Below are 13,229 nucleotides of genomic sequence, written 5' to 3' on the forward strand. Positions count from 1 at the left end.
GTCTGCCGACCCTTCTCTACGTTCCTGCGTGTCTCTACGTTGGCCCTTCGCTACCGCACCAGACTACGGGGCGATGCAACCGGGGTGGGTCAGCTGTGGAAAGCCGGGGGCTTGCCGTGCGTCACAGGCCGGGTGGCGTCCAGGTGCGCCCACACGACGAGGCGGTGGCTGCTGCCCCACTCGGGGTCGCAGGTGGTGAGGGTGAGATAGCGCCCGGGTCCGTCGAAGCCGGACTTCACCGGGACGGGGTCGATGACCCCTATGTCGCCGGGCAGGGTGCGGTGGGGCGCCTTTTTCACCCGGTAGGTGAACCAGGTGGTCCCGTCGGTGAGGATCACCGCGTCACCCGCCCTGAGCCGGGGGAACTCCCTGAAGGGATCGCCGTAGGTGCGCCGGTGGCCGGCCACGGAGAAGTTCCCGGTGCCCCCGAGCCGGGCGGTGCCCGCGTAGTGCCCGAGGCCCTTCTTCAGGGTGCCGGTCCTCGTGCCTTCCAGGACGGGCCAGTCCCAGTCCGGGCCGAACCGGGGGATGTACATGACGGCGAAGGGCCGGCCGTCCTCGTACGGCCGGGGGGCGGGGACCGGGGCGGCGGGAGGGGCCCCGGCGGCCGGCTCCCCGCTCCACCGCTTCTCCAGGGCGCCGATCTCCTCGACCGCCGCGCCCTGCGCCTCGACCCCGGTCCAGAAGATCACGTACACGACGAACAGGACGATCACCGTGCCGGCGGTGAGGAACAGCTCGCTGAGGGTCCTGACGACCAGTCGCACCAGGCTCCCCACCCCGCTCCGTCAGGGCCCGCTCCGGCCGGCCGGCTCCGCGTAGTGGAGGTCCACTGTGCCCGAGTAGCCCGGCAGTGTCATCGCCTCGTGCTCGTCGACTTTCCAGCCGAGCCCGTACGCCTTCACGTACAGCAGGTAGTTCTGGACGGCGCCGGAGCTGTTGAGCGCGCGCTGGAGCCGTCCGGCGTCGCCGACCGCGGTGATCTTGTAGGGCGGGGAGTAGACGCGGCCCTGGAGGATCAGCGTGTTGCCGACGCAGCGCACGGCGCTGGTGGAGATCAGCCGCTGGTCCATGACGCGGATACCCGTGGCCCCGCCCTTCCAGAGGGCGTTGACCACGGCCTGGAGGTCCTGCTGGTGGATCACCAGGTCGTTGGCCTGCGGCTCGGGGTAGCCGGGGGCGGCCTGGGCGTTCGGCGGGGCGTCGTTGAGGGTGACGGTGACGCCCTGGCCGGTGACCCTGGTGGTGCCGGCGGCCTTCTCCAGGGCGCCCAGCCTGGCGTCCTCGGCCTTGGTGGAGCGGTCGTCGCGGCGTGCGAGGGCGTCGACCTCGTCGCGCACGGCCGCCGTGGACTCGTCCAGCTGGGCGTTCTTCTGGCTGCGCTCCTGGATCAGGTCGGAGAGCTTCAGCAGCGAGTCGTCGGTGCGGATGTTCGTGCCCTTGGCCGTGTTGAAACTGGTCACGAAGATCAGTCCGGCGAGCGCGAAGACACCCGCGGTGAGCAGCCGGACCGGGCGCCACTTACCGGGCCGGGTCGGCTCTGCGGGAGGGACGGCGGACGAGCCGGCGGAATTGCTCAACGTACCCTTATCTCCTTCAACGCCGCGGAAGCACTACGCTAACGGACGCCCGGGCGAGGCAGTGGTCCCCCTCGCACTCAGCCCCGGCACCGTCGCAACACCAGCCAGCCACCCCGTTCCTGCGCGGTCACGCAGCGCATCGACAGGAGAGTCCCTCGTGCCGAAGTCACGTATCCGCAAGAAGTCCGACTTCACGCCGCCGCCGGCCGCGAAGCAGGCGACCAACATCAAGCTGACGAACAGCAGCTGGGTGGCTCCGGTGATGCTGGCCCTGTTCGCCATCGGGCTCGCCTGGATCGTCGTCTTCTATGTGACGGACGGCTCGCTGCCGATCAAGTCGATCCGCAACTGGAACATCGTCGTGGGCTTCGGCTTCATCGCGGGTGGCTTCGGCGTCTCCACCCAGTGGAAGTGACCGGCCCGACCGCGTAGAAACAGTCGCCGTCAAGCCGTGCCCTGAGGTTATCCACAGCGTTGTGCACAGAGGTGGAAAAGGTCAGACGATCTGTGGATAACTCGCATGGTGTTGACGCCGATCTGACTGCAGCTGCCCGGCCGGACTTCCCGGCCCGCCCCTCGCCCTCTTGGGAAATCCCCAGGTCAGAGGCGAGGGGCACAGTTGTTCCCCAGCTGATGTGCACGGTCCGGCACCCTCTGTGGACAACTTTGGGGAAAGCCGCCGCTCAGCTGAGCGCGGCTGTCCTCAGGATCACCATGAGCAGGCTCGTCCCCAGCACCAGCGCACAGGCCACCCACTGCAGGACGTTGCGCCGCTCGCGCGCCACCCTCGCGCCCACCATGCCGTAGGCGACGATCACACCGCCGATCAGGCCGCCGATGTGGGCCTCCCAGGCGATGCTCGCCCGGAAGACGAACGTGATCAGCAGGTTCAGGGCCAGCAGACCGATGACCGGCCGCATGTCCAGCCGCTGCCGACGGGCCAGCACGAGCGTGGCGCCCATCAGCCCGAAGACGGCGCCGGAGGCACCGAGCGAGGCCTGGTTCTGCGCGGCGAGCACATAGGTGAGGGCGCTTCCGGCCAGTCCCGAGAGCAGATACAGCGCGAGATAGCGGAGCCGGCCGAGGGCACCCTCCAGCGGGCCGCCGAGCATCCACAGCACGATCATGTTGAAGCCGATGTGCCAGAACTCCTGGTGCAGGAAGATCGACGTCACCAGGCGGTACCACTCGCCGTCCGCGACTCCGACCACCTCACCGACCCGGGGGTCGAGGGCCAGCCCGATCAGCGTCAGCTCGTGCACGAGCACCTCGGAGACCTGCCCGGCGACGAAGACCGCCAGATTGATCGCGATGAGGATCTTGGTGATCAGCGTGGGGTCGCCGGCCGTGATCCGGCCGCCGGCGATGGTCCTCGGGTGGGCGGCCGACCGCGGGTGCCCCGTACCCGATCCGCCGCGCACGCACTCCGGGCACTGGAAGCCCACCGAGGCCTCCACCATGCACTCCGGGCAGATCGGCCGCTCGCACCGGGTGCAGCGGATGCCGGTCTCCACGCCCGGGTGGCGGTAGCAGCTCGGCGCCTGATCCATCGGGGATCCCCTCGTCGTCGTGCGTACGCGTACTCAACGCGACGCCCCGACCATCCTTACGGACGGACGGGGCGAAAAGGTTCCCTCGATCAGCTCTGGCGGCTTTCGATCACCACGGACTCGATCACGACGTCCTGCAGCGGACGGTCGGTGCGCGGGTTGGTCTGGGTCGCGGCGATCGCGTCCACCACCTTCCTGCCGGCCTCGTTGGCCACCTCGCCGAAGATCGTGTGCTTGCCCGTCAGCCAGGTCGTCGGCGCGACCGTGATGAAGAACTGCGACCCGTTCGTCCCAGGACCCGCGTTGGCCATCGCCAGCAGGTACGGCCTGTTGAAAGCCAGCTCCGGGTGGAACTCGTCCTTGAACTCGTAGCCCGGGCCGCCCGTGCCGTTGCCCAGCGGGTCCCCGCCCTGGATCATGAACCCGCCGATGACGCGGTGGAACACCGTGCCGTCGTACAGCGGATCCGTGGACTTCGCCCCGGTCGCCGGGTGCGTCCACTCGCGCTCGCCCCTGGCGAGCTCCACGAAGTTCTTGACCGTCGCCGGGGCGTGGTTCGGCAGAAGCCGGATCTCGATGTCGCCCTGGCTGGTCTTCAGGGTGGCGTAAAGCTGCTCGGCCACGATGTGCCTTCCCTAAGTTCTGCTCTGGTGTCTTCCGATCCTCGCACGGAAGCGGCGAGCAGGGACAAAGGCGGGCCAGTCCTCGCCGAAGCACCGCGCGACCGGGCGAAAGCATGGCATCGTCGTCCACAAGGCTCCCCTTAGGGGTGTCCGGTGTTGCCCCGCCATGACCCGTCATGGGCCTTCGTGGCCCGTCATGGCAGGGCATTGCCCCGGATGCCCGCCCCGCATGCCGACCGCGCAGACGCCAGGCATGATTTCGAAAAGGGCGGAAAGGCGAAATACCGACCCCGCCACCGAGGAGGAGGATCCCGTGACCCGCATGGACAGCGTGCGCGCCGCGACCGATTCGGCGAAGGACAGCGTGCTGCACGCCGCGGAAGTGGTGGCGCCCTACGCCGGCACGGCAAAGGAACAGGCCGCGCACTACGCGCACGAGGCTCGCGTCAAGATCGCCCCAAAGGTCTCCAAGGCAGCGCATCAGGCCCGGACGCAGGCTCGTGTTCAGTACGACACGCGTCTCGCGCCGCATGTGCCCCCGAAGGTCGACGCCGCCGCGCATCGCGCCGTGGACCAGACCCGCAGGGCCGCACGGCAGGCAGCGGACTACACCGTGCCCCGCGTGGGGCAGGCGATCGCCGTCGCCCAGCCCGTGGGGCAGGAGGCCGTGGCCCGTTCGGCCGCCGCTCTGGCCGCGCTGCGCGGTCAGGTGACGGCAAAGGAGATCAAGAAGCTCGCCAGGAGGCATGAGCGCCGCGCCAGGGCCGGCCGTCTCGCCAAGGGCCTCGCGGTCCTCGGCGTCATGGCCGCCGGGGCCTTCGCCGCCTGGAAGTGGTGGGACAAGCAGGCGAACCCGGACTGGCTGGTCGAACCCCCGGCTCCCACCGAAGTCTCCGAACGCACCCCGCTGACCTCCGTCGACGGCAGCGGCGAGGGTGCTCTGGACCCCGAAGTGGAGGCCAAGCAGGCCGAGGCCGACACCGAGTCCCCCGACCGGGACGACCGCCGCTGACCGATCCGGGCGACGAGCCCGGTTCGTACGGCGAGAGGCGTGGCCGAGAGGCGTGGCAAGGGCGGCACGGGCGCCGGGAAAGCTGAGGAATCGGCTTTCCCGGCGCTTACGCCGCGAGCGCCAGTTCGCTCGGCGAGACGCCTTGGGCCTGTGCGGAGGAAGCGGAGGACGCCGCGGACGCGGCGCGCGTGGAGGACGCGGTCACCCCGGTGGCCGCGGCACGGGCGATGTGCGCGGCGGGCGACGACTGCGTGGGCACCATGCGGTCGGACAGCGCGGCGGTCTCCGGCGCGGCGAACGCCTGAGCGGGCAGACGGCGTACGGACGGCGAGGCGCCGTGCGCCTCGGCGCGGATGCGCTGCTTGATCGTGGGCGGCAGGGACCTCTTCCGTGCCGCCGCCGCGTACGCCATCAACTGCGCCGGCACCATGGCGGCGGACCGCAGGACGGGCGTCGGCTCCTCGGGCGCCACCGGGACCGGCCGGGCAGCGGCGGCCGGGGGCTTCGTGAGGCCGAGAGAGGCAAGAAGCGCGAACACGAACGAGATGAAGGCGGACCAGAAGTGCTTGACCTTGACGGCGGCCATGACCCCTCGCTTTCGGGTTGAGCGATCTACATACCTTTCTCATGATGTGTACGCATCTCGGGAAAGCCCGGAGCGACGCCGTCCGCTCGCCGATCTTCAGATGAACACCACTCGTCCGGCGCAATAAAACAGGCGCGGACGGCCATGGACGTGCAGTGCTCTCGCGGCCGCGGCCGGAAAGCGGCAGGTGAAGTGCTCGTTTTCCGGCGAGGTGTCCCCGGAGGACCGCGCCGCGGTGGGGCGGGCTGCTCCCGGGCGGACGTGGACGGCGAAGTCGATCATGTCCATTGCAAGCGCAATGCGGCGGACACCCGTAAAGGCCCGGGAACCGCTCCATCAAGGTCTCCGCACCCGCACGACGCCTCCGCCGCATCCCCGCGCGGGCAAATCGCGGAATCCGCAAGGGCGGTCGGCGCAGGGCCGTTGGGGCCGGGCCGTCGGGGCCGGGAAGGCCGCACCCGGCACTCGGCGGCCCGGGCGGACCGCCCGGCGCCCGCCCCTGTCCCCGTGGCCGGTCCCGTACGGCCGCCCCCGCGTCCCCGCCGCGCGCCGGCCGTACGCCGCCGCCCCATGTCCCCACACCGGGCGCCCGCCGCACGCCCACCGCACGCCCGCCGTTCGGCGCCGCCGCGCGCCCGCCCCGCGTCCCCGCCGTGCGCCCCGCCCGCGGAGCCGCACGCGCGCGGTCGTGTGCGACGACGCGGCGAGCCGCACCCCCGGCAGGGGAACCGACCGGCCGACCGCGGTCCCGGATCCGCCGCGGTCCCGGATCCGCCGTCGGCGCCGGTCCGCCGTGGCGGCGCCGGTCCCCCGAGCCGCCCGGCCGAGGACCGCGGCGGCTCCACGACAAGAAGCCCCCTCCGACCGCGTTCCCGCAGGTCGGAGGGGGCTTCCTCGCTGTGGAGCCTAGGGGAGTCGAACCCCTGACATCTGCCATGCAAAGACAGCGCTCTACCAACTGAGCTAAGGCCCCGGAATGGGTGGAAACAGCCGAGGGCGAACTCCGCGCCTCGGCCACTGCCGCAGACCAGAGTACCGAATGACCGGGGGTATCCCGCAAAAGGATTGGGACTCCCGGTGAACGACCACTCTCCGTAAGATGCTGGACGAGGTTCGCAGCAGCGAACCGAAGCGATGGGGAGACGCAATGGATGCAGCACAGCAGGAAGCCACCGCGAGAGCCAGAGAGCTTCAGCGCAGTTGGTACGGGGAGCCGTTGGGGGCGCTCTTCCGTCGGCTGATCGACGATCTGGGGCTGAACCAGGCCCGACTCGCAGCGGTGCTCGGGCTGTCGGCCCCGATGCTCTCCCAGCTGATGAGCGGTCAGCGGGCCAAGATCGGCAATCCCGCGGTCGTCCAGCGCGTCCAGGCCCTGCAGGAGCTGGCGAGCCAGGTCGCCGACGGCAGCGTGAGCGCCGTCGAGGCCACCGACCGGATGGACGAGATCAAGAAATCCCAGGGCGGCTCCGTGCTCACCGGCACCAGTCAGACGACCACCAGCTCGGGCGCGCCGACGGTGCGCCGGGTGGTGCGGGAGATCCAGTCGCTGCTGCGCTCGGTGTCCGCCGCGGGCGACATCATCGATGCGGCCGACTCCCTCGCCCCCACCCACCCCGAACTGGCAGAGTTCCTCAGGGTGTACGGCGCCGGGCGCACCGCGGACGCGGTCGCCCACTACGAGTCGCACCAGAGCTGACCCAATCACAGCAAACCGGGAGCGAGCGCAGCGCAATGGGTGAGGTCTTCGCCGGTCGGTACGAACTGATCGACCCGATCGGACGTGGGGGTGTCGGCGCCGTCTGGCGCGCCTGGGACCAGCGCCGCCGCCGCTACGTGGCGGCCAAGGTGCTGCAGCAGAGCGACGCGCACGCCCTCCTGCGCTTCGTGCGTGAGCAGGCCCTGAGGATCGACCACCCTCATGTCCTCGCCCCGGCCAGCTGGGCCGCGGACGACGACAAGGTGCTGTTCACCATGGACCTCGTGAGCGGTGGTTCGCTGGCCCACGTCATCGGCGACTACGGGCCCCTGCCGCCCCGGTTCGTGTGCACGCTGCTCGATCAGCTGTTGTCCGGACTCGCCGCGGTGCACGCGGAGGGGGTCGTGCACCGTGACATCAAGCCGGCGAACATCCTGCTGGAGGCCACCGGGACCGGACGGCCGCATCTGCGGCTGTCCGACTTCGGCATCTCCATGCGCAAGGGGGAGCCGCGGCTGACCGAGACGAACTACGTGGTGGGTACGCCCGGCTACTTCGCGCCCGAGCAGATGATGGGCGCGGAGCCGGACTTCCCGGCCGACCTGTTCGCGGTCGGTCTGGTCGCGCTGTATCTGCTGCAGGGTCAGAAGCCCGATTCCCGGGCCCTGATCGAGCATTTCGCCGCCTACGGGACCCCGGGTGCCCCGGACGGCATCCCGGAGCCGCTGTGGCAGGTCCTCGCGGGCCTGCTGCAGCCCGATCCGCAGGCCCGGTTCCGTACGGCCACGGGCGCGCGCAAGGCGCTGACCTCGGCGGTCGAGATGCTGCCCGAGTCGCGGACCGACGACGAGCCGGTCGAGGTGTTCGACCAACTGGGCCCGCTGCCCGCCGGTTTCGGCCCGGACGGACCGATCGCCCCGTCCGCCTCCGCGTCCCCCTCGACGCCCGCGAGGCAGGCCGTGGAGACGCCGCGGCCGCAGCCGCCGTCGCAGACCGGCAGCTTCCACCTGGCCCCGCCTCCCCAGCAGCCCACGCCGCCGCCGCAGCCCGCCGCACAGGCCCCGCAGGTTCAGACGGACCTGCAGCAGGCGCACGCGCCCCAGCCGCCGGCTCAGCCGACGGTCATGCCGCCGTCCCAGCCGGCCGCCGTACCGCCGTCCCACACGCCGCCCCAGCCGGCCGCCACGCCGCCGTCCCATGCGCCGACCGCCGCTCCGGCCCCCGGACACCTCCCCGCGTACGTGCCGGCCCCCCAGCACGTCGCCGCGCCGGAGCTCGCCCAGGCGCAGACCGCCGCCGTGTCCTACGAACAGGCACCCACCCGTCAGTACACCGGTCACGCACCGCAGGCCGCCGCCCCGGGAGGGCCGCCGGCCGCTCCCGTGACGCGGCCGAACCGGCCGGGACCGCCCCCGAAGGTGGCGGTCCCGGTCCTGATCGTCGCGCTGCTGTGTTTCGCCGTCGGCTTCTGGGCCCTCACCCAGATCTGACACCGGTACCGGCGCCCGCCCCCGCCCTACCAGGCCGTGGGAGGCCCGTACTGCGTCGGTCCGTCCTGCGCCCGCCCGGCCGTCCGAGTGACGCGCCGCCGCGCCGCCAGCGTCCAGGCGCCGAGTCCGAGCACCAGTACCGAGCCCGCTCCGATACCCGCGGCCGCGACGACCTTCATCGTGTCGCTCTTCGCGGCCCCGGGGCCGCTCTGGCCGCTGGCGGCCGCGTCCTTGTCGTCCTGCGTGATCGCGAAGATCCCGGCCGGCCCGTCGTAGTCCGGCCCCGCCTTCGGCGTGCCCTTCACGGTGACGCGCAGGGTCAGCCCGTGCGGACCCTTGCCGAACTTCTCCCCGACCTCGGGGTTCAGGCTGACGCGGAGGTAGTACCAGCCCGCGAACCGCATGTTCCGGAATTTGCTGCTGGAGTCGAAACGGTTCTCGTACCTCACCTCCGGCAGCGGCTCCAGGTCGGCCGACTTCTGCTTGCCGTCGTACAACAGCGAATCGGTGCTCGCCACCACGCCCTGCACGGGGTTGAACAGCGTCACCGCGAGCGCGCTGCCCACGGACCCCTCCCCGGTCGAGCTGCCCAGGTCGGCGCCCGCGAAGAGCTGCTGCCCCCAGTCGACCGGCACCCGGTAGAAGAGTGACTGGCCCGGCGCGATGCGGTCGCTCCACTCGCCGTCGGACAGTCCGGGCGCGTCGAAGAAGCTGGTGCCGCCGGCCCGCTCGCGCGGTCCTCCGGCGGGAGGTGGCGGCGAGGTGCTCGGCCAGTTCTCGGGCGCGGCGGTCGGCCCCAGGGTCTTCGGCTGCGGCTCGACGGCGTGCCGGATCTCCAGGTCCCACGGCTCGGGGGTGGAGGTGGGCTCGCTGCTGCGCTCGACGACGACGTAGTACGGTCCGGCCTCCTGGCAGGAGGAGCTGTCCTTGTTGACGGTGCGGTGCGCGTAGTCGGCGAGCGGCCGCGGGAACTCGGCGGATCCGAACCGGGTCTCGTTGGAGCTGCAGTCGTAGCCGTCCCGGTCCTGGAGGGACACCTTGAGGCCGTCCGAGAGGTCGACCTTGGTGCCCGTCTTGGGGACGGCCACGGCGGAAACATAGGCGTTCGACTTGGCGTCCAGGTTCACGCGGTACGTGAGCTTCTCACCGCTCTTGATCGCGTCCTTGTAGACGGCGCCCGCGTCCAGGGCGGGCGCGTCGCTGGTGGTCGCCGCCCCGTGGACCGGCTTGATGCCTTCCGCGAAGGCGTACGAGCCGGGAGCGCCGGCCGCCCAGGCCGGTCCGGACAGTCCGGCCGCCGCGCAGACCGCTGTCGCGCACACCAACGCCGTCACCGCCCCGGCCCCGGGCCTCGTGGCCGTCGTGGCGCCCGGCATCCTCCGGCCGGCCCTGCCGCACCGCCTCTTCACGCGCTTCCCCTCGTCGTCTTCGTGCCTGCGGCCCCGGGCCGGAGCCGCACCCGTACGAGCACGGTGCCCGCGACCAGGACGGCCGCGCCGCCCGCCGCCGCGGCGACCGCGGCGCCGGTCCATCCTGCCCCGCCCTTCCCTCCGCTGTCTGCGCGCGCGGCCGAATCACCCTTCTTGTCCCGCTTCCCGGCGAGCACGGGCGCGTTGTGCTGCGGGCCGGTCAGCTCGTCCCCGAGGACGGCCACCCTCAGGACGACCCCGATCCGCGGGTTCTCGGCGATCTCGGCCGCCTGCGCGCCGAGGGTCACGGCGATGTAGAAGTCGCCCTTGGTGTGCACCGGGACGACATGGGGGCTGCTCTCGTACCGGTTCGACCAGGCGACCGGGACCGTGCCCATCGTCAGCAGTGCGGGGCGCCCGCTGTAGGTGGCCCGTGGGGTGAAGATGCCCGTACCGCCGCCGACGGGGTGGCGGGCCGGGGTGTAGACCTGGGTGGCGGCGTACGACCGCGCGGACGAACCACGACCCACCGTCGGTTGGTTGGCGAACTCCACGTCGTACCGCAGCTGCTGCCCCCAGCCGACCGGCACCTTGTACCAGAGGGTCTGCGAGGGCAGGATCCGGTCGCGCCACACGCCCTGCCCGACCTCGCGGGCGTCATTGAACCCGGTGCCGCCGCGGACGTCCGCCGGGTCGCCGGAGGGCAGGACGGTGTTCTCTCCGGACGCGCCGTACTCCGGGCGCGACTCGGCGGGCGTGACGCCCTTGGCGAGCGGTGACTCGACACCGACCACGATTTCGAGCGGCCAGCGGGCAGCGTCCGACCCGGGCTTGCTCCTGCGCTCGACGACGAGCCAGTACCGGTCCGCCTCGTCGCAGGTGGACCAGCGCTTCTCGGTGGGGACCCGGGCGACGGCCGACGTCAGCGGGACCGCGCCCTCGTCCTGATGGAAGATCTCGCTGTTGGTCGTGCACGTGACCTCACCGCTCGCGGAGGGGCTGACGAGGCTCGTCCGCAAGGCGTCGACGGTGTCCACGGCCGATCCCGGCTGCGGCACGGCCGTCGCCGAGAAGCCGACCGTGGAGGCCGCGTCCAGGTCGACCGCGTAGTACCGCTTCTCGCCGGGGCCGATGCTGTCCCGGTACTGGCCGGGAACGAGCCCCGGGGCACCTCCCCGGTCCGGCGCGCCCCGCACGGGCCGGCCCTTCAGCCGGTAGCCGTCCGCCGGGAGCTGCGCGGCCCGCTGAAGCTGTCGTGCGAGCGCGTCGGCGTCGGGGGCGTCGTAGTAACGGCCGTTGCCCGCTTCGGCGATGCACTTCAGCTGCTCGCGGGCCGCGCCCCTCACCTGGAAGCCGACGGTGTCGATGCGCGGCCCCGTGCCGTCCCCTGCGAGCCGGCGCGCCACCTCGCAGGGTTGAGGGTCGCCGCAGTTGTCCTCGCCGTCGGAGATCAACAGGATGGTGCGTGTCCCGGTCGCCCCGTCCGAGGCCCGCGGCAGGTCCTGGGCGGCCTTCTGCAGGGACAGCCCGATGGGAGTGTCCCCGTTGGGCCGCACGGCCGCCACGGCCCGCTTGACGGCCGCCCTGTCGAGCGGTCGCACGGGCCGTACGAGCCGGGTGTCGGTGCAGCCCCGGGGCCGGTCCGCGCCGTACACCCGCAGGCCGGTCGGATGGCCGTCCGGCAGTCCGTCCACCAGTGTCCCGACGGCCTGCCGGGCCGCGTCCGTCCGGGTACGGCCGGAGCCGTCGTCGTCGGCCATCGATCCGGACGAGTCCAGCACCATCACCAGACCGCCGTGCCCGTCCGCCCGCGCGGTCACCTCCGCGCCCGCGGCCGCCTCCGCCGTCTTTGCTCCCTCCACCGTCCCCGCCGCCGCCGCCGTCTCGCCGGTGGCCGCGCTCGCGGCCGACGGCAGTGGCCCGGACACCGGCCCGAGCAGGGCCCCCGCTCCCGACAGTGCGATCACCAGCGCGGCTCGTACCGCGGTTCCGCTCATCCTCGCCCCCGAAGATCACACATCTTTGCTCATGCAAGCTAGTGATTTGCGTAGGCGAACTCAAGGGGCGGGGTGTCACGGTCCGGCAACAGCGCACCGGCCGCACCACACCCCGGCCCGCACGGGCGCCGGGACAGCACGAGAACCGGGGACGGCAAAAGTCCGGACAAAGGGTCCGGACAGCAAGAGGCCCCGGCCGCTGTCAGCGGCCGGGGCCCTTACGCAGTCTGCGTGACTCACACACCGGAACCTGCGGGCACGGAGTCGGTCGCCTCCGTCCACAGATCCTGCTCGGCGCGGTCCGCCTGGATCTGGCGGTACACGAGGAGCCCGCCGATGGCGGCCAGTGCGACCAGGAGAAGCTTCTTCACCGCGCGACCTCGTCTTTCGTTGACGTAGGAGACCTTCTGGCGCCCGACTATACACACCGATCGATACCGATCGGTGACCTAGTCGGTCCTCCCAACTTACCTCGCGGTCCCAGCAATCGGACAAAGCGATCGGCCCGGGCGGAGAATCTCCGTCCGGGCCGATCGTCACTGTGGGGCTAACAGGATTTGAACCTGTGGCCTCATCCTTATCAGGGATGCGCTCTAACCAACTGAGCTATAGCCCCTCCGCGCTGCGCGCTGACCTCTGAAGATTAGCGCACGGAGCGGCGAGTCCCCAAATCCGCTACTCGTCCTCCGCCAGCGTGAGCTCCACTCCGCCCACGAAGCCGGCCGACAGGTTGTAGATGAAGGCACCCAGCGTGGCCAGCGCCGTGGCCAGGACCACGTCGATGACGGCGATCACCGACGTGAAGATCAGAACGCGCGGCAGCGAGAGGAACGACTGCAGATCGAAGCCGTTGCTCTCGTTGGAGCCCGTCGCCTCGCTGATCGTGCCGCCGACGGTCGAGAAGACACCCATGGCGTCCATGACCATCCACAGCACCGCGGCCGCCACCACCGTGCAGATGCCCAGCGCGATGGAGAGCAGGAAGCTGACCTTCATCACCGACCACGGATCGGCCTTGGCCACCCGCAGCCGCGCCTTGCGCGTACGCGGCATGGTCTTGGCGCCCGTGCGCGCCACCCGCACCGAGCCCGTGTTTCCGCCCTGCGCGGCGTACGCCTGCGGCGGGTGGTACGGCTGCGCCGCCTGCTTGCCGGACGCGGGCCGCTCACCGGGCAACGGCCCGTTGTCGTACGTGGTCACCGTAACCCCCTGGGAGTCCGTGGCTGGGCCACGGGCACCGTTCGCTCCGGAAGCGGCCGATCCGGCGCCCGTGGCTCCACTCACGC

The 13,229-nt window shown here is 71.5% G+C and carries 14 protein-coding genes and 2 tRNA genes; 4 read left to right on the plus strand and 12 right to left on the minus strand.

The features are described 5' to 3' along the window. Nucleotides 1–89: 89 nt before the first annotated feature. Both ACY34K_RS08910 and ACY34K_RS08915 read right to left on the minus strand, forming a co-directional pair. Entirely contained in the window at nucleotides 90–767 is a 678-nt protein-coding gene (locus tag ACY34K_RS08910; protein WP_462745581.1) for a class E sortase, read from the minus strand. 21 nt (nucleotides 768–788) lie between these two features. Beyond that, nucleotides 789–1,580, minus strand: coding sequence for a DUF881 domain-containing protein (locus ACY34K_RS08915; RefSeq protein WP_462745583.1), 792 nt, complete (start codon nucleotides 1,578–1,580; stop codon nucleotides 789–791). 157 nt (nucleotides 1,581–1,737) lie between these two features. Here ACY34K_RS08915 and crgA point away from each other — a divergent pair, with 157 nt between their 5' ends. Beyond that, nucleotides 1,738–1,995, plus strand: coding sequence for a cell division protein CrgA (gene crgA / locus ACY34K_RS08920; protein ID WP_462745585.1), 258 nt, complete (start codon nucleotides 1,738–1,740; stop codon nucleotides 1,993–1,995). 268 nt (nucleotides 1,996–2,263) lie between these two features. Here crgA and ACY34K_RS08925 read toward each other — a convergent pair whose 3' ends face one another. Together ACY34K_RS08925 and ACY34K_RS08930 are read right to left on the minus strand one after the other, a co-directional pair. After that, a complete protein-coding gene (locus tag ACY34K_RS08925; RefSeq protein ID WP_462745586.1) occupies nucleotides 2,264–3,130 on the minus strand; it encodes a rhomboid family intramembrane serine protease in 867 nt (288 codons plus the stop codon). A gap of 89 nt (nucleotides 3,131–3,219) precedes the next feature. Next, nucleotides 3,220–3,753 carry a peptidylprolyl isomerase gene (locus ACY34K_RS08930; protein WP_462745587.1) on the minus strand — a complete coding sequence of 178 codons (534 nt, stop codon included), beginning with the start codon at nucleotides 3,751–3,753 and terminating at the stop codon, nucleotides 3,220–3,222. Between the two features lie 313 nt (nucleotides 3,754–4,066). On the opposite strand from ACY34K_RS08930, the gene ACY34K_RS08935 reads away from it, so the two are divergent. Further along, entirely contained in the window at nucleotides 4,067–4,765 is a 699-nt protein-coding gene (locus ACY34K_RS08935; RefSeq protein WP_462745588.1) for a DUF5324 family protein, read from the plus strand. A 106-nt stretch (nucleotides 4,766–4,871) separates the two neighbouring features. Here the strand turns inward: ACY34K_RS08935 and ACY34K_RS08940 are convergent, their stop codons facing one another. From ACY34K_RS08940 to ACY34K_RS08950, 3 genes are all read right to left on the minus strand, one after another. After that, nucleotides 4,872–5,351, minus strand: a complete 480-nt coding sequence (locus ACY34K_RS08940) for a DUF6344 domain-containing protein (protein WP_462745589.1) — start codon at nucleotides 5,349–5,351, stop codon at nucleotides 4,872–4,874. A gap of 96 nt (nucleotides 5,352–5,447) precedes the next feature. Continuing rightward, on the minus strand, nucleotides 5,448–5,639 hold the full coding sequence (locus ACY34K_RS08945; protein WP_462745590.1) for a hypothetical protein: 192 nt from the start codon (nucleotides 5,637–5,639) through the stop codon (nucleotides 5,448–5,450). A gap of 612 nt (nucleotides 5,640–6,251) precedes the next feature. Further along, nucleotides 6,252–6,324 (minus strand) — tRNA-Ala (locus ACY34K_RS08950). 174 nt (nucleotides 6,325–6,498) lie between these two features. On the opposite strand from ACY34K_RS08950, the gene ACY34K_RS08955 reads away from it, so the two are divergent. Together ACY34K_RS08955 and ACY34K_RS08960 are read left to right on the plus strand one after the other, a co-directional pair. Then, the gene (locus ACY34K_RS08955; protein WP_462745591.1) at nucleotides 6,499–7,047 is read left to right on the plus strand and encodes a helix-turn-helix domain-containing protein; all 549 of its coding nucleotides are present in this window, start codon (nucleotides 6,499–6,501) and stop codon (nucleotides 7,045–7,047) included. 35 nt (nucleotides 7,048–7,082) lie between these two features. Further along, nucleotides 7,083–8,537, plus strand: coding sequence for a serine/threonine-protein kinase (locus ACY34K_RS08960; protein ID WP_462745592.1), 1,455 nt, complete (start codon nucleotides 7,083–7,085; stop codon nucleotides 8,535–8,537). Between the two features lie 26 nt (nucleotides 8,538–8,563). Here the strand turns inward: ACY34K_RS08960 and ACY34K_RS08965 are convergent, their stop codons facing one another. The 5 genes from ACY34K_RS08965 to ACY34K_RS08985 all read right to left on the minus strand — a co-directional run bounded on the left by ACY34K_RS08965 (nucleotide 8,564) and on the right by ACY34K_RS08985 (nucleotide 13,227). After that, a complete protein-coding gene (locus tag ACY34K_RS08965) occupies nucleotides 8,564–9,913 on the minus strand; it encodes a hypothetical protein (protein ID WP_462745841.1) in 1,350 nt (449 codons plus the stop codon). A gap of 29 nt (nucleotides 9,914–9,942) precedes the next feature. Then, complete coding sequence (locus ACY34K_RS08970) at nucleotides 9,943–11,943, minus strand: vWA domain-containing protein (RefSeq protein ID WP_462745593.1); 2,001 nt, start codon at nucleotides 11,941–11,943, stop codon at nucleotides 9,943–9,945. A 236-nt stretch (nucleotides 11,944–12,179) separates the two neighbouring features. Further along, a complete protein-coding gene (locus ACY34K_RS08975) occupies nucleotides 12,180–12,314 on the minus strand; it encodes a DLW-39 family protein (RefSeq protein ID WP_003958712.1) in 135 nt (44 codons plus the stop codon). Between the two features lie 171 nt (nucleotides 12,315–12,485). Then, nucleotides 12,486–12,559 (minus strand) — tRNA-Ile (locus ACY34K_RS08980). 59 nt (nucleotides 12,560–12,618) lie between these two features. Beyond that, a complete protein-coding gene (locus ACY34K_RS08985) occupies nucleotides 12,619–13,227 on the minus strand; it encodes a DUF3566 domain-containing protein (RefSeq protein WP_462745594.1) in 609 nt (202 codons plus the stop codon). Nucleotides 13,228–13,229 lie beyond the last annotated feature (2 nt).

The organism is Streptomyces sp. STAM6, assembly GCF_054963715.1.

Coding starts and splice junctions, on each gene's coding strand:
- ACY34K_RS08955 (WP_462745591.1), top strand. CDS start 6,499: ATGGATGCAGCACAGCAGGAAGCCACCGCGAGAGCCAGAGAGCTTCAG.
- ACY34K_RS08940 (WP_462745589.1), bottom strand. CDS start 5,351: ATGGCCGCCGTCAAGGTCAAGCACTTCTGGTCCGCCTTCATCTCGTTC.
- ACY34K_RS08945 (WP_462745590.1), bottom strand. CDS start 5,639: ATGGACATGATCGACTTCGCCGTCCACGTCCGCCCGGGAGCAGCCCGC.
- ACY34K_RS08960 (WP_462745592.1), top strand. CDS start 7,083: ATGGGTGAGGTCTTCGCCGGTCGGTACGAACTGATCGACCCGATCGGA.
- ACY34K_RS08965 (WP_462745841.1), bottom strand. CDS start 9,913: ATGCCGGGCGCCACGACGGCCACGAGGCCCGGGGCCGGGGCGGTGACG.
- ACY34K_RS08970 (WP_462745593.1), bottom strand. CDS start 11,943: ATGAGCGGAACCGCGGTACGAGCCGCGCTGGTGATCGCACTGTCGGGA.
- ACY34K_RS08925 (WP_462745586.1), bottom strand. CDS start 3,130: ATGGATCAGGCGCCGAGCTGCTACCGCCACCCGGGCGTGGAGACCGGC.